Source organism: Micromonospora sp. NPDC050187 (assembly GCF_044459745.1).
Taxonomy (GTDB): Bacteria; Actinomycetota; Actinomycetes; order Mycobacteriales; family Micromonosporaceae; genus Micromonospora.
The window spans coordinates 338,897-355,772 of record NZ_JBITJH010000006.1 but is presented as its reverse complement, the minus strand read 5'-3'; the positions used below and the strand labels follow the sequence as shown (position 1 = coordinate 355,772).

Below are 16,876 nucleotides of genomic sequence, written 5' to 3'. Positions count from 1 at the left end.
TGACTAGTGTCTGAGCATGGTCGCGATCGGATACGAGGACATCGTCAAGGTCCCGAAGGCGTTGCTGCACGATCACCTCGACGGGGGCCTGCGGCCGGCGACAGTGGTCGAGCTGGCCGCCGAGGTGGGCCACGAACTGCCCAGCACCGACCCGGAGGCGCTCGGCCGGTGGTTCGTCGAGGCGGCGAACTCCGGTTCGCTGGAGCGCTACCTGGAGACCTTCGCCCACACGGTGGCGGTCATGCAGACCGTTTCGGCGCTGACCCGGGTGGCCCGTGAGTGCGCGCTGGACCTGGCCGCCGACGGGGTGGTCTACGCCGAGGTGCGCTTCGCCCCCGAGCAGCACCTGGAGCAGGACCTCACCCTGGACCAGGTGGTCGAGGCGGTGCTCGCCGGCTTCGCCGAGGGCAGCGAGCTGGCCGCCCAGGCCGGCAACCCGATCCGGGTCGGCACCCTGCTGACCGCGATGCGGCACGCCGCGCGGTCGCAGGAGATCGCCGAGTTGGCCGTCCGGCACCGGGACACCGGTGTGGTCGGCTTCGACATCGCCGGTGCCGAGGCCGGCTTCCCGCCCACCCGGCACCTGGACGCCTTCGAGTACCTCCAGCGGGAGAACTTCCACTTCACCATCCACGCCGGTGAGGCGTTCGGCCTGCCGTCGATCTGGCAGGCGATCCAGTGGTGCGGCGCGGACCGCCTCGGGCACGGGGTACGGATCGTCGACGACATCACCCAGGGCGACGACCGTCCGCAACTCGGCCGGCTGGCCGCGTACGTGCGGGACAAGCGGATCCCGTTGGAGTTGTGCCCGTCGTCCAACGTGCAGACCGGTGCGGCCCCGTCGATCGCCGAGCACCCGATCGGTCTTCTACGCGACCTGCGGTTCCGGGTGACGGTCAACACCGACAACCGACTGATGAGCGGCACCTCGATGTCGCGGGAGATGGCGCTGCTGGTCGACGCCTTCGGCTACGGCTGGAAGGAACTCCAGTGGTTCACCATCAACGCGATGAAGAGCGCCTTCATCCCGTTCGACGAGCGGCTGCGGATCATCGACGACGTGATCAAGCCAGCGTACGCGAAGCTGCTCTCCTGACCCCGGGCCGCCGTGGTCGGGTGGCGACCGGCCCGGACGGCGGTGCGGGGCGACCCGACCGGACGGCCGGTGGCGGCCGGGGCGGGGTCAGGACTGACGGGGGTGGCCGGCGAGCAGTGCGGCCACCCGCCGCAGCACCTCCCGGGCCCTCGCCGCCTCCGCGCCCAGTCCGGTCTGCCGGCGCAGCACCGCCGGCTCCTCGCGCAGCAGCGTCAGGCCGCGCCGGAGGAGCACCCGTGGTGCCTTGCGTTGTTCGGCCAGGTCCCGGGTCAGCCGGCGGAGGAACGTCGCGCCGCGCGGCCGGCGAAGGGCATATGCGCCGGCGAGAAGACCCAGCTCACGACATTCGGCGACGATCTCGGCGGCGAAAATCCCCTCGGCGACGAAGAATGGCGATCCGGCGAGATCGAACGTTCGGGTGGCAACTCGGCGGTCTTCGCCGATTGCATAAACCGGCACTTCGGCCTTGCCGTCACGAGCCAGTCGAGCAATGGTTTCCACGGCGAAACCGGCATCCCAGGCGTGCGGCGAATCCCAGTCGATTCGGTCCTGCCGGCGTGGCAACGTAGGGTCGTCGCCGTTCTTGTAGAAATCGTCGAGGCAGAGCACCGGAAGTCCGGTTCGTTGTGCGATGTAGGACTTTCCGGAGCCCGAAGGGCCGGCGAGCAGGACGACACGGTGCGGGGGTTTCATTACGGTAGGTGACTCCGGCCAGACGGGCTGCGATCAAACTGTCTCAACATCTCATCACACCCAGGGCGAGGGACAGCCTGGGCTTTCTCTTTGAGAGGCGGCGTGATGGAATCTCGGAGGTCCGACCCGCCGGGTCGGTCGCTGGGCGTTGCCCGGGGCAACGCGGCGGATGCTGAGATCGCGAGGGCGGTGACGTGAGCAAACGACCAAAGACGGCGGGCTCCTTCCTGTCGCGAATGCGCCGGCCAGCCGGTCGGCTCCGCGACATGCCGATCTGGTCGAAGCTCGGCCTCATCATGATCGTGCCGACCATCGCCACGGTGGTCGTCGGCACCAACGGTCTGATCGACCACCTGGACACGCTCAACAGCGCCAACCGCGCCGGCGACCTGGCGCACCTCACCGGCTACTCCGGTGAGCTGGTCGACACCCTCCAGGACGAGCGGGCCGCCGCGGTGCTGCTGCTCGGGGCGAACGCGCAGACCCGGGAGCAGTACAACAAGGCCTACACCGACGTGCACAAGCAGGTCGACCGGGCGCGGGCACCGTATTCCCGGCAGCGGGCCGAACTCGACGGGCTCCCCGTGAACTTCGAGAAGGTCCTCGACCGGATCGACCAGAGCCTGCAGGACCTGCCCGGCACCCGCAGTCAGGTCTTCAACAACCGGCTGCCGCTCACCGACGCCGCCCGGTCGTACGAGGGTCTGATCAACGACCTGCTGGACATCCGGGATTCGGCCAGCCAGCTCGCCGGGGACACCGACCTGAGCGAGCGGATGCGTGCCGTGGCCGCCAGCGCCCGGGCCAAGGAGTTCCTCTCGGTCCGCCGGGTCGTGGTGCACCGGGCGCTCATCCAGGGTTCGATGAGCCCGGTGCTGCGCACCGACTACATTGCCACCGGCACCGGCCAGCAGCAGGCCCTGCAGAGTTTCCAGGCGGTCGCCAACCAGGCCGAGTCCGAGCTGTACCAACAGACCGTCGCCGGCTCCGACCAGCGCCAGGTCGAGAACTACCTCGGCTGGATCAACGGCAACACCACCGACAGCATGGCCGGCGCGCCGTTCGGGGCGAACGAGTGGGACGCCGCGATGGTCGCCAACGCCGAGCTGATCCGTACCGTCGAGGCGGATCTCGACGGCGACGTGATCGGCCTGGCCGACCAGCTCCGCTCCGACGTGCAGCGCCGGGTCTTCCTGGAGACCGGCCTGCTGCTCAGCATGCTGCTGCTGGCGATCTTCTTCGCGTACCTGGTCGCCCGGTCGATGGCCCGCTCCCTGCGTGACCTGCGACAGGGTGCGCTCTCCATCGCCCAGTACGGCCTTCCCCAGGCGGTGGCCCGGCTGCGGGACCCGAAGGTCACCGGCCAGCTCACCCCGATGCAGCTCGCCAACCAGATCGCCGAGCCGCTCCCGGTGCGCAGCAAGGACGAGTTCGGCCAGGTGACCGAGGCGTTCAACGCCGTCCACCTGGAGGCGGTCCGCACGGCGGCCGAGCAGGCCGCGCTCCGCGCCTCCGTCGCGACCATGTTCGTCAACCTGGCCCGCCGGTCCCAGATCCTGGTCGACCGGCTGATCGGTCACCTCGACCGGCTGGAGCGCGGCGAGGAGGACCCGGACCGGCTGGCCGAGCTGTTCCAGCTCGACCACCTGGCCACCCGGATGCGCCGCAACGACGAGAACCTGCTGGTTCTCGCCGGTGCGGACTCCACCCGGGTGCAGCGGCAGCCGGCCGCCCTGATCGACGTGCTCCGGGCCGCCCAGTCCGAGGTCGAGCACTACACCCGGATCGAGTTCGGTGTCATCGACCGGGATCTCGAGGTCGCCGCGCACGCGGTCAACGACCTGGTCCACCTGGTCGCCGAGCTGTTCGACAACGCCACCGCGTTCTCGCCGCCGGACTCCCAGGTCATGGTCGAGGCCCGTCGGGTCGGTGACCGCGCGTCGCTGTACGTCGAGGACCGGGGCATCGGCATCAGTGCCGAGCAGATCGCCGACCTCAACGAGCGGCTCGCCACGCCGCCGCAGGTGGACGTGGCGGTCTCCCGGATGATGGGCCTGGTCGTGGTCGCCCGGCTGGCCGCCCGGCACGGGGTCCGGGTCGAGCTGCGGCCGGGCACCGAACGGGGCATAGTCGCCGAGGTCGACCTGCCCACCTCGGTCCTGGTGCCGCGTGCGCTCTCCGGGCGGGCGCAGCAGTCGGGGCTGCCCGCCCCCGATTCCGCCCCGGCCACCCCGTTGCCCACCGTCGGCACGCTGCCGGCGCTGGGCAACGCCCCGGCAGCGGCGCCCCGTCCGGCGGGCTCCGGCAACCAGGTCACCCTCGGTGGGCGGCCCTTCGAGCCGGAGCCGCGCAACGGCACTCCGGGCGCCGGTCGGCCGCTGCCGGCCTGGTCCGACCTGACCGGTGCGGACGTCCGGGCCAGTGGCGGCGACGCCTTCACGCCCCGCCCGGCCAACGGACAGCAGGTGGACTCGCTGCCGCAGCGGCGCGGGACCGGTGACGAGGAGCCGGCCGGGTTCGGCCAGCCGCCCGCCGTGCCGCAGCAGTTGCCGTCGACCCCGGAGGCGCGGACCGCCCACCCGCAGATGCCGCCGGTGTCGGCTCCGTCGGTTTCGGGTCGGCCGGTTTCAGGCCCGCCGGTTTCCGGCCCGCCCGTGTCGGCTCCGCCGATGTCCGCGCCGCCGGCCCGACCGGCCCCGGCCCCGGCCACGCCGGCTCCGCCGGTCTGGCCGCCGGTGGCCGGGACGGAGCGGGAAGTGCCCACCCCGCCCGTGCCCGAACGGCTCGCCGCAGCGCTCGACATGACCACCGAACTGCCCCGCGTGCCGCGCTCGGCGGCCGAGGCACCGGCTGCTGTTCCGGCCAACCACTCCGCCCCGACCGGCCAGCCCGCGCCGGCTCCGGCGGTCCGCGACCGGCAACGGTACGCGGACGAGACGATGGAACTGCCGATCTTCCGGGAGTTGGAATCCGCCTGGTTCCGCACCCGGCGACCGGTCAACGACGAGACGGCCGGCGCTCCCCGGGTCTCCCCCAGGAGCCTGGACGACGCCCAGACGCAGCAGCTCGCCGCAGTCGAGCGGGGCCGTCCGGCCGTCAAGGAACCAGCAGGGACGACAGGTAACGCACCGATGGCAACGAACACCGGAGGCACGCCGCACGACAACAGTGCGGCGACCAACGGGAGCGACCGTTCCGCGTACGCCGAGAGCCTCGCCGGCCGGCGCACCCCGCAGCCTCCCGGCGGTTGGCAGACCGCGGCGGACGACGGCTGGCGTGCCGCCAGTGCGGCCAACGAGGTGCCCGTGGTCGAGACCACCCAGACCGGCCTGCCCAAACGCAAGCCCATGGCGCAGCTCGTGCCGGGTGGCATCGAGAAGCCGGTGACGTCGGTGCAACGGCGTACGCCGGAGGCGGTACGCGGACTTCTCTCGGCATACCATCGTGGCGTGCAACGCGGCCGAAGCAACCACGCTGACAGCCACTCGTCCGGCCTGGGGGCGACTCCGGGCGGGCAGCAGTCCTCGCAGTCTGGCTCAGGCCCCCTGGCCGGGAGCAGGCAGAAGGAGCAAGAAGGATGACAACTACGCAGGATCTCGGTTGGCTGCTGGCCAACTTCGCCGACCGGGTGCCCGGTGTCGCGCATGCGGTCGCCGTCTCCGCGGACGGCCTGCTCCTCGCGTCGTCACGGGACCTGCCGCGTGACCGCGCCGACCAACTGGCTGCGATCGCGTCCGGCCTGGTCAGCCTCACCCAGGGAGCGGCTCGCTGCTTCGAGGGTGGTGCGGTGCTCCAGACAGTGGTCGAGATGGACAATGGCTTCCTGTTTCTCATGTCCATCTCGGACGGGTCGTCGTTCGCGGTGCTCGCCGCCCGCAGCTGCGACGTGGGGCAGGTCGGGTACGAAATGGCGCTGCTGGTCGACCGGGTCGGCGACGCGCTGACCCCGCAGCCGCGCGCCGCCGCAGGAATGCTGGGTTGATACGGGCGCTGACCGTACGGTCGGCGGAAACAACAACGGAAAAGTCGACGGGTTCCACCGGAGCGAGCCGGTGGCGGGTACGCGGAAGGAGGTGAGCGGCGACATGGCCGATCGTGACGAGCCCACCGGGGCACTGGTCCGTCCATACGCCGTCACCCGCGGTCGTACCCGTCCCCGCCTCGACATCGCCCTGGAGGCGCTCGTCGAGACGACGGTGCGCGGTCGGACCGCTACCAACGGCAACGGTGGTCAGGGCCGGGAGCACCAGTACATCGCCGCGCTGTGTGACGGACGGTTGCAGTCGCTCGCCGAGATCGCGGCGCGGATGCAGCTGCCACTCGGGGTGGCCCGGGTGCTCATTGCCGACATGGCTACGGACGGCCTGGTCGCGGTGCACGAGCCGACCATCCTGGACGACTCCGACGACGCGGTGGGCACTGAACTGCTGGAGAGGGTGCTGAGTGGACTTCGCAGGCTCTGACATGTCGCACCGGCCGCCGACTCCGTCGAGCGGGCGCGTGACATCGGCGAAGATCGTTATCGCCGGTGGCTTCGGCGTTGGCAAGACGACGCTGGTCGGCTCGGTTTCGGAGATCACGCCACTGACCACCGAGGCGATCATGACCTCGGCGGGGGTGGGCGTCGACGACACCCGGCAGGTGCCGGGCAAGACGACGACCACGGTGGCGATGGACTTCGGTCGTATCTCGATCGACCGTGACCTGATCCTGTACCTCTTCGGTACACCGGGTCAGACGCGGTTCTGGTTCATGTGGGACGAACTGGTCCGGGGCGCCATCGGCGCCGTGGTCCTGGTCGACACCCGCCGGTTGGCCGACTGCTTCGCGGCCATCGACTTCTTCGAGCACCGGCGGCTGCCGTACCTGATCGCCATCAACTGCTTCGACGGGATGCAGTACCACGACCCGCAGGACGTCCGGGACGCGCTGGCGATCTCCCCGGAGGTGCCGGTGGTGGCCTGTGACGCCCGGCAGCGGGAGTCGACCAAGCACGTGCTGATCTCGCTGGTCGAGTACGTGCTCACCATGCGCCGTTCGCGTGCGGTCGCGCCGGCCTGAGACGACCTGCGTACCGCCCGGTGCCGGCCCCGGCCGCGCCACCGGGCGGTACGTCGTCTCCGGTGGCGGTGCGGCGTCCCCGGCCGCGGTACGTCGTCCCCGATGGCGGGCGCAGCGTCCGCAGCGGTCAGGAGACGCGGACCCAGCTGCCCCGGTGGACCGTGTACTCGCCGAGCGAGTCGCGCTCCATGCCGCCGTGCCTGATCGGGGTGAACGCGTACGACCCGGCGATGCCCTCGGTCACCTGGTTCTGCAGGTGTGCGTTCAACCGGCCACGGTCGACGCTGCCGGCCACCCGGGCGGCGTCGCCGACCAGCCGCAGGGCGTCGGCGGCGTACGGCGCGAAACCGCTGAGTCCGCCGTGCCGCTGGATGTAGCGGAACACGAAGTCCCGGCGGGCCAGCGCCGCCGTGGTGGTGTTGGTGAGCGTGGAGTGGGTCAGGCTGATCGGGTGCACCGCGAAGGCCCCCTCGACCGCCTCCGCGTTCCGGCCGGACAGGGTGTCCTCCACCACCGCGCCCGCGTCGAAGAAGAACAGCCCGTCGTGGCCGGCCCGGCGTAACGCCCGTGCGGCCGTCCCCGAGTCGGGGGCGGTACCCCAGACGACCACCGCGTCGGGGGCGCCCGTCACCGCCTGCTCCGCCGCGCGGGTGAGACCCGCCGTGCCTTCGGGCAACCGGACCGTGCGGACCAGGTCCACCCCGGCCGCCCGCAGCGCCTCCGGAACGGCCCGTACGCCCGAGTCGCCGTGCAGCCCGGCCTCGGCCACCAACGTGACCCGCCGGGTGCCCTGCGAGCGGATCAGCCGGCCCAGCCGCCACGCCACGTCGGTGGCGTCCGGAGTGAGCTTGTAGACGAACGTGCGCTCGGTGGTCGGGGCCACGACCGTGTCGCCGGCCGCGAGCGAGACGAACGGGATCCGCTGTTTCTCGGCCACCGCCACGATCGCCATGGAGACCTCGGCGAGCACCCCGCCGACCAGGACGTGGACCTCCGGCGAGGCGGCCAGCTCGGCGGCCTGCCGGGCAGCCAGACGCGGGTCGCTGGCGTTGTCCCGGATGTCCAGGCGCACGGTCCGGCGTAGGTTCCCCACGGGGAGGCCGTCCGGGCTGATCGAGTCCTGCGCGATCCGTAGCGCCCGCTCCTGGAGCACACCCAGCGCCGCGCCCCGACCGCTCAGCTCCAGGCTCGCCCCGATGACGATCTCCGGCGGGCCGTCGACCGGGGTGGCCGAGCCGTCCGCCCGCCCGTCCCGACCACAGGCGGCCAGCAACAGGGAGGCCGCCGCCGTGGTGAGCACACCCCGGCGGGTCAGCGCGGACGGGTCGAACGTCGGTGTCGCCATGAGCCGCCTTCCCACCTCCAGCGACACCCGCCGCCGGCACTACCGGGGGAATGTTGCCGTCCGTGACCAGCGACCGTCAACTTCTGTGGCCGTGAACACGCAGGTGGGAGGCGGTATGGTCCGTTCAGGAGCGATAGCCGGCGGAACGATACTCGTACTCTCGGTCATCATCGCGGTCGCCGTGATCGCGGGTGAAGTCCCAGCCGCCAGCCGCCTCGCGACCGGGCCGCCCGCCCACCGCGAACCCGCCGATCTCCTGCCCGCGGCGCCAGCCCCGGAAGTAGCCGGTGGTGTTCTCGGCGATGCGCGCCGCGTCCCGGACGATCCGCAGCGGACGCTCCTCGCGCAGCGGCGAGCCGGGCACCAGATTGGCCTGCGGGACCCGGCGGGGGAGCCCGGCCGGCGTCTCGTCGCCCTTGACCGGCTTCGCGGCCTGCTCGGCGGCCTGCCAACCGGTGTCGGCCATGCTGGACCAGTCGAGGTCGGTCTCGTCGGAGTGCCCGACGAACCAGGCCGACTTCGCCTGGGCGAAGATGAGCAGGTCACCGTCGTTCTCGTCGGAGATCGGGGGCCGGCGGCGTTCGGCGACAGGCCGCTCGGGGAGACGAGGCGCGTCCTGGCGGTCCACCAGTCGCAGCGGCGGATTCTCCGGCCGGGAGCCGGAGGTGGGATGGAGGACGGTCCGGTCGTCGGCCGGGGCCTCGAAGCCGGGGCGGACGTTCCGCTCGGCGTCGGGGGCGACACGGTCACCGCCACGCTCCGGGCGGGGCGCGGTGCGGGGTCCACGGTCAGCCGGCGCGTCCGCGCGGTCGTGCGTGCGGGGTCCACGGTCAGCCGGCGCGTCCGCGCGGTCGTGCAGCGGCGGCTCCACCAGGCGCAGCATCGGCGGCTCCTGGGGCAGGTCGTCCGCCAGCCAGGGCGGCGTGATCCGGCCCTCGGCGCGGCCCGGGTCGGTGTGCGCGTCGATCTGCCGGTCGTCCCGCTCGTGCGCGGACTGTGCGACCGGGTTGCGTGGCGAGCTGTCGGCCGGGTCCTCCGGGTTGTTGACCAGCGGCCAGTTGGCCCTGGAGCCCGGTGCCGGAGCCTCCTGCTCCGGGTGCGGGGCCGGCACCGGCACGCTGAGGTCGGTGACCGCGAACCCGCCGGTCGGGGAGTCCCCGGTGGTCTTGGGGCGCGGCGGGATGATGGTCCGCTGCCGCTCGGCCCGGGCGTTGTTGATCGCGGCCGTGGTGAGGGTGGGGCGGAACGGCTCACCCGCGTCGGCCGGCGAGTTGCTCCGCTGGGCCGGGGCGATCGGGGTGATCCCGGGCGGGGGCGGTGGCGACGAGACCGGCCGGTTCGTCGGACCGTCCACCTGACGGGCCGCCGGGAGAACGGGGGTGTCGCCCCGACCCGGCACGCCGTTGACCGGCGGCTTGACCGAGGCGGCCGGGGTGATCGGAGCCGGTGCGGACGGCGGTGGCGCGACCGGGGCCGGGGCCACCGGGGGCGGGCCGAGCGGACGCGGTGAGGCGGGTGGGTTGCCACCGACCGGTTCCGGTCGGCTGCGTCGCCCGGTCGGCTGCGGCGGCACCGGATCGACCGCGCGGAGCCCGCCGCCGGTGCCGACCTCGGTGCGGTCGTCCGTCGGCGCGGCCCGCCGGCCGGGCACCGGGGAAGGAGCGCTGACCCGGGCGCGGAGCGCCCCGACCAGGGCGTCGCACCCGGCGTCGCAGGCGCGGACGGCGGCGACGGCCTGGCGTACCGTCTCCGCCACCGCCGAGGTGAGCGCCCGGCTGACCGCCGCCCGGCGCGGGGTCTCGGCGATGGCCACTCGCAGCGCGGTGACCGCGTCGTTGATCGAGTCGGCGTCGGCCACCCCGTCGGCGGCCAGGTGGGCGACGATGGCGTCGGCGGCGACCGAGACGTCCCGGCCCCGGGCGACGGTGCCGCCCAGCATCCCGGGCTCCGGGAGGGCGTCGAGCACGGCCAGCGAGACCGGCTCGGCCGGATCGGGGTAGGCCCGCAGGGCGGCCGGGTAGAGCTCGCGCAGCACCTCGCGCAGGGCCACGGCAGCGGTGTGCCGGCCGTTGGCGAGCGCGGCGTGCGCGGCGAGGACCTGCTTGTAGCCGGCGAGGTCGCGGGGCGCCGGCAGGGTGACCGCGGAGAGCGCGCCGGCCTGGAGGGCCCGGGCCAGCCCGACCGCTCGGCGCTCGGCCGGCGGCGACTGCATCTCCTCCAGCGAGTCGTCGTCGGCGAACCGCTCGGCGAAGTCGTCGACGGAGTCGTCGTCGGCTATCGCGAGCGGCCGACCGGCCGCGCTGAGCAGCGAGGTGACCGTGTGGTCGTCACTGTCGGCGGCGATCGCCGCACCGCTCGGGCCGCCTGACCGTTCCACGAGCAACGCCACGAGCCGGGCGTAGCCGGCCGGATCGTCGCTGACCTCGCAGACGTGGAGCAGCCGGCCTGCGTCGTCGACCACAGCGGACGTCAGCGTCGAACTGGCCGAAGCCGGTCGGTCTGCTGAGTCGGCCGAGGCAAGACCGCAGTACACGCGCACGAGCGCCACGGCGTCGTCCTCCTCCCGGGTTTCTGTGCCAGAGACTGATGCTCCCTGTTACAGCTCAGTCGCGCCAGTCCACGACCGCAGAGATCTTCCCGACAATGGTCCGCCACCCCAGGCTGGCGGTCTGGGCACCGATTTTCTTGAGCCGTCGCCGGCCCATGAAGCCGCCGATCCCGCCGCCGACCGTGGCCCGCAGGGCCTCGTCCAGGTCGTCCAGGCTGGACCCGGCGGAGAGCATGTCGAGCACGGCGGGGAGCCGCAGCGCGTACGCCAGGTCGCGGGCCGCCTCGCCGGCCTCGATGAGCAGGGTCGGGTCCCAGGTGTCGTGCCCGCCGCGCAGGTTCTCCACCACGAGGTCGAGCTCGTAGGTGTCCTCGTCGAGGGGGGCGATGTCCGCCGGCTCCACCCGTTCGGACAGTTCGTTCCAGCCGTCCAGTTGGGACATGTCGTGCGGAGCGCCGGAGCGGACGAAGCTGACCAGGGACTCGGGCGTCTTGAACAGCAGCAGCCGACCCCGGTGGCTGAGGAAGACGGGCACCTCCTCGTCGCCGGCGGTGTCCTCGTCCTCGCTCTCGTCCTCGGCGTCCGCCTCGGCCTTGCCGCCCTTGCGGGCCGCCTGCTTCTCCTCCTCGTCGGCCTCGGCGAACTCCTCCGCGAGCTCCTCGTCGAGGATCACCACGGTCTCGTCGTCCTCGGCCTCGTCCTCGACGACCTCCCGGCCGCGCGCCAGGAACGGGTCGTCGGCGTCCCGCTCGGCGACGTCGGTGGGGGTCAGCTCCCGCGCCGGGCGGTACGCCCGCAGCGTGAAGCCGGAACCGGCCGGCAGCGCGATCTCCACCGGATCGATCCGCAGCTCCTCCCAGAGCGACCGGTCCGCCTCGCCGGAGCTGGCGGCGGTGTCGCCGGCCTCCTCCGACTCGGTCGCTGCGGTCGCTTCGTCGAGCTGGGGCTCGTCGGCGTCGGGCCGTTGGGGCGACTGGCGGGCCACGCTGACCTCCGTGTGCTTCGGGCTGCCCACCCGGCGGTAGTCCGTGCCGCCGGGTGACTCTGCGCACATACCCTAGTGGGCGATCCGCCGGGACCGGTGCCCGCACCCCGTTGGCTACGTCCCGGACAGTCAGTAGCGTGGTGCGGTGTGAAGGGCCAGACGCTGCACGGACACCTCGACGCCCTGCTCCTGGCGGTGCTCGAGGACGGTGCGCTGCACGGATACGCGATCATCGAGGCACTGCGGGTACGCAGCGGCGGCAGCCTGGACCTGCCCACCGGCACGACCTACCCGGCGCTGCGCCGGCTGGAACGCGCCGGCTACGTGGCCAGCTCCTGGCACACCGTCAACGGGCGGGAACGGCGCACCTACCAGCTCACCGACGCGGGCCGGCGGGCGCTGGCCGGCGAGCGGGCCGGCTGGCGTGAGTTCAGCTCCACCGTCGGGCGGTTCCTCAACCCGGACGTGCCGCCACCGGCGACCGCCTGACCCCTCCGGTACGGGTCCGACCGGTTCCTGGCGGCCGGCCCACCACCGGGCAGGCCGGGTCAGGGAGCCAGGGCCAGATAGCCCTGCTCGGCCGCCACCTGGATCAGCCACTGGTCGCGATACCAGCCGGGCGTCGCCACCAGCTCGTCGTGACGGCCCTGCTGGGTCACCCGGCCGGCGTCCAGCACCACGATCTCGTCGAAACCGGCGAGGCCGCTGAGCCGGTGGCTGATCAGCAGCACCGAGTGGTCGGCGGGCACCGCGGCCAGGGTCGAGGCGAGCACCGCGTCGGCGGCGGCCGGGTCGAGTCCCTCGGTCGGCTCGTCCAGCACCAGCAGACCCGGCGCGGCCAGCAGCGCCCGGGCCAGCGCCAGCCGCTGCCGCTGGCCGCCGGAGAGCTGCCCGCCGTCCTCGCCGACCACCGTGTCCCACTGCTCCGGTTGGTCGTGCACCCAGTCGAGCAGCCCGGCCGCCCCGGCGGCCGAGTCGAGCGCGGCGTCGTCGGCCCCGCTCCGGCCGAGCAGGAGGTTCTCCCGGACGGTGGCGTGGAAGACGTGCGCCTCGGCCAGCAGGCCCCCGATCGCCCGGGGCAGCTCCTCCGCCCGGTACGCCGACAGGTCGGCCCCGTCCAGGGTCACCCGGCCCCGGTCCGGTGTCACCGCCCCGGTGAGGACGGCCGCCAGGGTGCTCTTGCCCGCTCCGCTCGGCCCGACGACGGCGATCCGCCGGCCGGCCGGGAGGTCGAGGTCCACCCCATCCAGGGCGGGCGGGGCGCCCTCCCGGTAACGGACGCGCACCCCGTCGAGGCGTACGTGGTGGCCGCCGGCGGTCGGCACCGGCCGGTCCCCGGTCGACGGGGCATCCGTCGGGGCGGTCAGCAACGCGGCGACCCGGGTCAGCCCGGCCCGCAGCCCGCTCCACTGCCGGGCGGCCCCGACCAGCGCCGACGCCACCTCCACGGCGGCGAGCGTGCCGACCGCGAGGACGCCGACCAGCACCCCGGACACGTCGGCCCGGAGTGCGGCGACCACCACCGCCGCGCTGGTCGCTCCGGCGACCAGCACCCCGAGGGCGTCCACCGCGAAACCGGTCGCGGCGAGGCGACGCTCCAACCGGGCGAGCCGGTCGGCCCGTCCGGTCGCCGCGCGCAGCGCCGCGCCGGTCGCCCCGAAGGCGGCCAGGTCGGCGGCACCGTGGGTCAGGTCCACCGCGTCCGAGGCGAGCGCGCCGCGCAGCGGCGCCACCTCGGCGGCACCGCGCCGGGTCAGCACCGTGGCCAGCACCGGTAGCGCGACACCGGCCAGCAGCAGCCCCACCGCGAGCACACCGGCCGCCGCCGGGGACACCACCGCCGCCCCGCCGACCGCGAGCACGCTCACCAGGGCCGCCGCCGCTCCCGGCACGAGCACCCGCAGCATCAGGTCCTGAACCGTGTCCACGTCGGAGACCAGCCGGCTCAGGGTGTCCCCGGAGCGCTGGTCGGCGGTGGCCCGGCGGGCCGCGAGGGTGGCGAAGACCCGGGTGCGTACGTCGGTGACGATGCGCAGCACCGCGTCGTGCCCGGCGAGCCGTTCGGTGTAGCGCAGCACGCCCCGGCCGATCGCGAGCGCCCGGACCGCGACGATCGCCACGGTCAGCCGGTCCAGGGGCGGCCGACCGGCGGCGCTCATCAGCAGCCAGGTGGCGGTGGACATCAGCGCCAGGGCGGCCAGTTCGGTGGCGGTGGCGAGCAGTCCCGCGCCGAGCAGCCGGCGCAGGTACGGCCGGGCCAGCCGCAGCACGGCCCGCTCGGCCCTCAGTCGCCCCGTCGCCCCCACGGGCGCGGCGGGCCCGGACGACGGCCCGGTGTTCCGGCTCATCCGACCACCTCCCCGGTCCGGGTCAGCTCGGTGACCCGCCCGTCGACCACCCGCAGGATCCGGTCGGCGTCGGCGAGCAACGCCGGGCGGTGGGCCACCAGCAGAGCGGTCCGTCCCGCGACGAGCCGACGGGTCGCGTCCAGCACCACGGCCTCCGAGGCGGTGTCGAGCCGGGCGGTGGGCTCGTCGAGGAGCACGACCGGGGCGTCCCGCAGGAACGCCCGAGCCAGCGCCACCCGCTGCCGCTGGCCGCTGGAGAGGCCGTGGCCGCGTTCGCCGAGCCGGGTCTCCAGCCCCTCGGGCAGGGCGGCGACCACCTCGTCCAGCGCGGCGGCCCGGACCGCTGCGGTGAGCGTCTCCGGGCGGGTCTCCGGTGCGCCGAGGCGGATGTTGTCGGCCAGGGTGGTGGCGAACAGGTGGGCCCGCTGGGGCACCCAGGCCAGGCGGCGACGCCAGTCGTCCAGGTCGACGGTGGCCAGGTCGACGCCGTCCACGGTGACCCGGCCACTGGTCGGGGTGACGAAGCCCAGGAGGAGACCGAGCAGGGTGCTCTTGCCCGCCCCACTCGGCCCGACGACGGCGATCCGCTCGCCGGGGTGGATGCTCAGCGTGACGTCCCGCAGCGCGGTGGTCCGCTCGTACGCCACGGTGACCGCCTCGAACCGGATCTCACCCGGCCGAGGTGGTAGCAGGGGTCCCCTGCTACCGCTTTTTGCCGAACAGGGGTCCCCTGCAGGCACCCCGGCCGCAGGCACCTCCGCCGCCGCGCGCACCTCCGCCGTCGCACTTGCCGCCGTCGCACTTGCCTCCGCCGCGCGGACCTCAGGGGCGTCCGTGCCCTCCAGCACGGCGAAGGCGTCGTTGAGGGCGCTCAGCCCCTCCATGCTGGCGTGGAACCGGGCACCGGCCGCCCGCAGGGGGAGGTAGGCCTCCGGGGTGAGCAGGATCACCAGCAGCGCGGTGGTGAGGGTGAGCCCACCGCCGAGCAACCGTATGCCCACCGGGACGGCGACCAGCGCCACCGACAGGGTGGCGACCAGTTCCAGCACCAGCCCGGAGAGGAAGGCGATGCGCAGGGTCCGCATGGTGGCGACCCGGTGCCCGTCGGCCATCCGCCGTACCACGTCCACCTGGGCCCGGGAGCGCCCGAAAGCGCGCAGGGTGGCCAGCCCGGCCACCATGTCGAGGAAGTGCCCGCCGAGGCGGGAGAGGCGACGCCACTGCCGCTCCGTGGCGGCCTGCGCCTGCCAACCGAGCAGCGCGCCGAAGATCGGGATCAGCGGCAGCGTCACCAGGATGATCAGCGCCGAACTCCAGTCGGCGAGGAGCAACCGGGCCAGCACCGCGACCGGCACGGTGACGCTCAGCACGAGCTGGGGGAGGTAGCCGGTGAAGTAGGCGTCCAGGGCGTCCAGCCCTCGCCCGGCCAGGGTGGCGAGCTGCCCGGCCCGCTGCCCGGCGACCCAGCCCGGTCCGTGCCGCCCCACCGCGCCGAGCAGGTCGGCGCGGAGGGTGGCCTTGACCGTCGCGGCGGCCCGCGCCGCCACCGTCCCCTGGGCCCAGACCACCGCCGCGCGGGCGGCGACCGCCGCGACGAGACCGGCGAGCGCCGCCCGGTGCAGCCGTCCGTCGAAGGCGGTGGCGAGGAGGACGGCCAGCGCGGTGGCCTGGGCGATGACCAGGAGGGCGGTCAGTACGCCGAGCCCGACGAGCACGGCGAGATGGCGCCGGACCGCGGGGACCCGGCGCAGCAGACGCGGGTCGAAGGGACGACGGTTCACCGATGTATCACCAGTACACCGGTGCCCTGCCGTCGGTCCGTCCCCGGAACACCCACCACAACATCACCTGAAAGCCTAGTAGGGCCGGCAGGAGGGGCACCGTCAGCCAGGTCAGCAGACGCAGGGTCGGCCCGCTGGCCGCCGCGTCGGCGACGGTCAGGCTGGCCGCCGGGTCGATGGTGGAGTACAGCGCGTTGGGCCAGAGGGTCGCCCCGACCAGCAGCACCGGCAGCGCCAGGGCCGCGCTGGTGGCGGTGAAGGCCAGGCCGGGGTTGCGGCGGCCGAAGCCGACCAACGCCACCAGCAGGGCCACCACCAGCAGTACGGGTATGGCGATCGCGGCGAGCGGCTGCTGCGCCGCGTCGCGTACCCGGTCGGAGAGTAGCGCCACGACGGTGGTCACGACGCTCGCGGCGAGGGCGACCGGCACCAGCCGGCGACCCAGCGCGGCGACCGGTCCGGCCTCGTCGGCGGGGAGCCGCAGGGCCAGGAAGGCCGCGCCGTGCACGGCCACCAGCGCCACCATGGTCACCGCCGCGACCAGCGCGAACGGGGTGAAGAGATGACCGATGCCCTCCACCCACCCCTCGTCGTTGAGCGGTACGCCCTGGAGCATCCCGGCGAGCACCGCGCCCCAGCCCAGCGCGGCGAGCGCGGAGCCGACGACGATCACGCGGTCCCAGGCGGTACGCGCCCGTTGGCTCGCCGGACGGCTGCGCAGCTGCACGGCGGCGGTGACCAGGATCACACCGGTGAGCGCCCCGGCGAAGGCCGGGTAGAGCCCGGAGAGGAGCTCCCCCTCCAGGATCGGGAAGGCCCCGAAGAGGATGCCGACGGCGGCGATCAGCCAGACCTCGTTGCCGAGGAAGAACGGGCCGACCGCGTTGAGCAGACCACGCCGGCTGGCCGGGTCACCGTTCCGGGCGAGCATCAGGCCGGTCCCGTAGTCGTAGCCGCCGAGCACCAGGTAGGCGGCGAAGAAGAGGCCCAGGAGGGCGTACCAGGCAAGTTCCACGGTC

13 protein-coding genes are annotated in these 16,876 nt (G+C 73.7%); 6 read left to right on the top strand and 7 right to left on the bottom strand.

The genetic code is table 11. From position 1 onward, the window contains the following. The first annotated feature begins 16 nt into the window (after positions 1–16). The gene (locus ACIBJE_RS13175; protein ID WP_396747517.1) at positions 17–1,096 is read left to right on the top strand and encodes an adenosine deaminase; all 1,080 of its coding nucleotides are present in this window, start codon (positions 17–19) and stop codon (positions 1,094–1,096) included. Between the two features lie 87 nt (positions 1,097–1,183). On the opposite strand, the gene ACIBJE_RS13170 is transcribed toward ACIBJE_RS13175, so the two are convergent. Beyond that, the gene (locus ACIBJE_RS13170) at positions 1,184–1,789 is read right to left on the bottom strand and encodes a uridine kinase (RefSeq protein WP_396747514.1); all 606 of its coding nucleotides are present in this window, start codon (positions 1,787–1,789) and stop codon (positions 1,184–1,186) included. A 194-nt stretch (positions 1,790–1,983) separates the two neighbouring features. On the opposite strand from ACIBJE_RS13170, the gene ACIBJE_RS13165 reads away from it, so the two are divergent. The 4 genes from ACIBJE_RS13165 (at position 1,984) to ACIBJE_RS13150 (ending at position 6,850) form a co-directional block, all read left to right on the top strand. Then, positions 1,984–5,370 (top strand): nitrate- and nitrite sensing domain-containing protein, encoded by a 3,387-nt coding sequence (locus tag ACIBJE_RS13165; protein ID WP_396747511.1) that lies wholly within the window; start codon positions 1,984–1,986, stop codon positions 5,368–5,370. After that, positions 5,367–5,771 (top strand): roadblock/LC7 domain-containing protein, encoded by a 405-nt coding sequence (locus tag ACIBJE_RS13160; protein ID WP_067370442.1) that lies wholly within the window; start codon positions 5,367–5,369, stop codon positions 5,769–5,771. The genes ACIBJE_RS13165 and ACIBJE_RS13160 overlap by 4 nt, the downstream gene beginning before the upstream one ends. A 103-nt stretch (positions 5,772–5,874) precedes the next feature. Then, positions 5,875–6,252: a DUF742 domain-containing protein gene (locus ACIBJE_RS13155; RefSeq protein ID WP_396747507.1), complete on the top strand. Its 378-nt coding sequence runs from the start codon at positions 5,875–5,877 to the stop codon at positions 6,250–6,252. A 1-nt stretch (position 6,253) separates the two neighbouring features. Beyond that, positions 6,254–6,850 carry an ATP/GTP-binding protein gene (locus ACIBJE_RS13150; protein WP_088980735.1) on the top strand — a complete coding sequence of 199 codons (597 nt, stop codon included), beginning with the start codon at positions 6,254–6,256 and terminating at the stop codon, positions 6,848–6,850. A gap of 127 nt (positions 6,851–6,977) precedes the next feature. Here the strand turns inward: ACIBJE_RS13150 and ACIBJE_RS13145 are convergent, their stop codons facing one another. The 3 genes from ACIBJE_RS13145 to ACIBJE_RS13135 all read right to left on the bottom strand — a co-directional run bounded on the left by ACIBJE_RS13145 (position 6,978) and on the right by ACIBJE_RS13135 (position 11,758). Beyond that, positions 6,978–8,195, bottom strand: coding sequence for an ABC transporter substrate-binding protein (locus tag ACIBJE_RS13145; protein ID WP_396747504.1), 1,218 nt, complete (start codon positions 8,193–8,195; stop codon positions 6,978–6,980). Between the two features lie 124 nt (positions 8,196–8,319). Beyond that, positions 8,320–10,743, bottom strand: a complete 2,424-nt coding sequence (locus ACIBJE_RS13140; protein WP_396747501.1) for a transposase — start codon at positions 10,741–10,743, stop codon at positions 8,320–8,322. A gap of 55 nt (positions 10,744–10,798) precedes the next feature. Next, complete coding sequence (locus ACIBJE_RS13135) at positions 10,799–11,758, bottom strand: DNA primase (protein WP_396747498.1); 960 nt, start codon at positions 11,756–11,758, stop codon at positions 10,799–10,801. Positions 11,759–11,875: 117 nt separating this feature from the next. Here ACIBJE_RS13135 and ACIBJE_RS13130 point away from each other — a divergent pair, with 117 nt between their 5' ends. Beyond that, on the top strand, positions 11,876–12,217 hold the full coding sequence (locus tag ACIBJE_RS13130) for a PadR family transcriptional regulator (RefSeq protein WP_396747495.1): 342 nt from the start codon (positions 11,876–11,878) through the stop codon (positions 12,215–12,217). A 59-nt stretch (positions 12,218–12,276) separates the two neighbouring features. Here ACIBJE_RS13130 and cydC read toward each other — a convergent pair whose 3' ends face one another. The 3 genes from cydC to ACIBJE_RS13115 are packed head-to-tail and all read right to left on the bottom strand — an operon-like array spanning position 12,277 to position 16,872. Continuing rightward, complete coding sequence (cydC, locus tag ACIBJE_RS13125) at positions 12,277–14,076, bottom strand: thiol reductant ABC exporter subunit CydC (RefSeq protein ID WP_396747492.1); 1,800 nt, start codon at positions 14,074–14,076, stop codon at positions 12,277–12,279. Next, entirely contained in the window at positions 14,073–15,857 is a 1,785-nt protein-coding gene (cydD, locus tag ACIBJE_RS13120; protein ID WP_396747489.1) for a thiol reductant ABC exporter subunit CydD, read from the bottom strand. Before cydD ends, cydC begins: the two co-directional genes overlap by 4 nt. Before the next feature lie 7 nt (positions 15,858–15,864). Continuing rightward, on the bottom strand, positions 15,865–16,872 hold the full coding sequence (locus ACIBJE_RS13115) for a cytochrome d ubiquinol oxidase subunit II (RefSeq protein WP_396747486.1): 1,008 nt from the start codon (positions 16,870–16,872) through the stop codon (positions 15,865–15,867). Positions 16,873–16,876 lie beyond the last annotated feature (4 nt).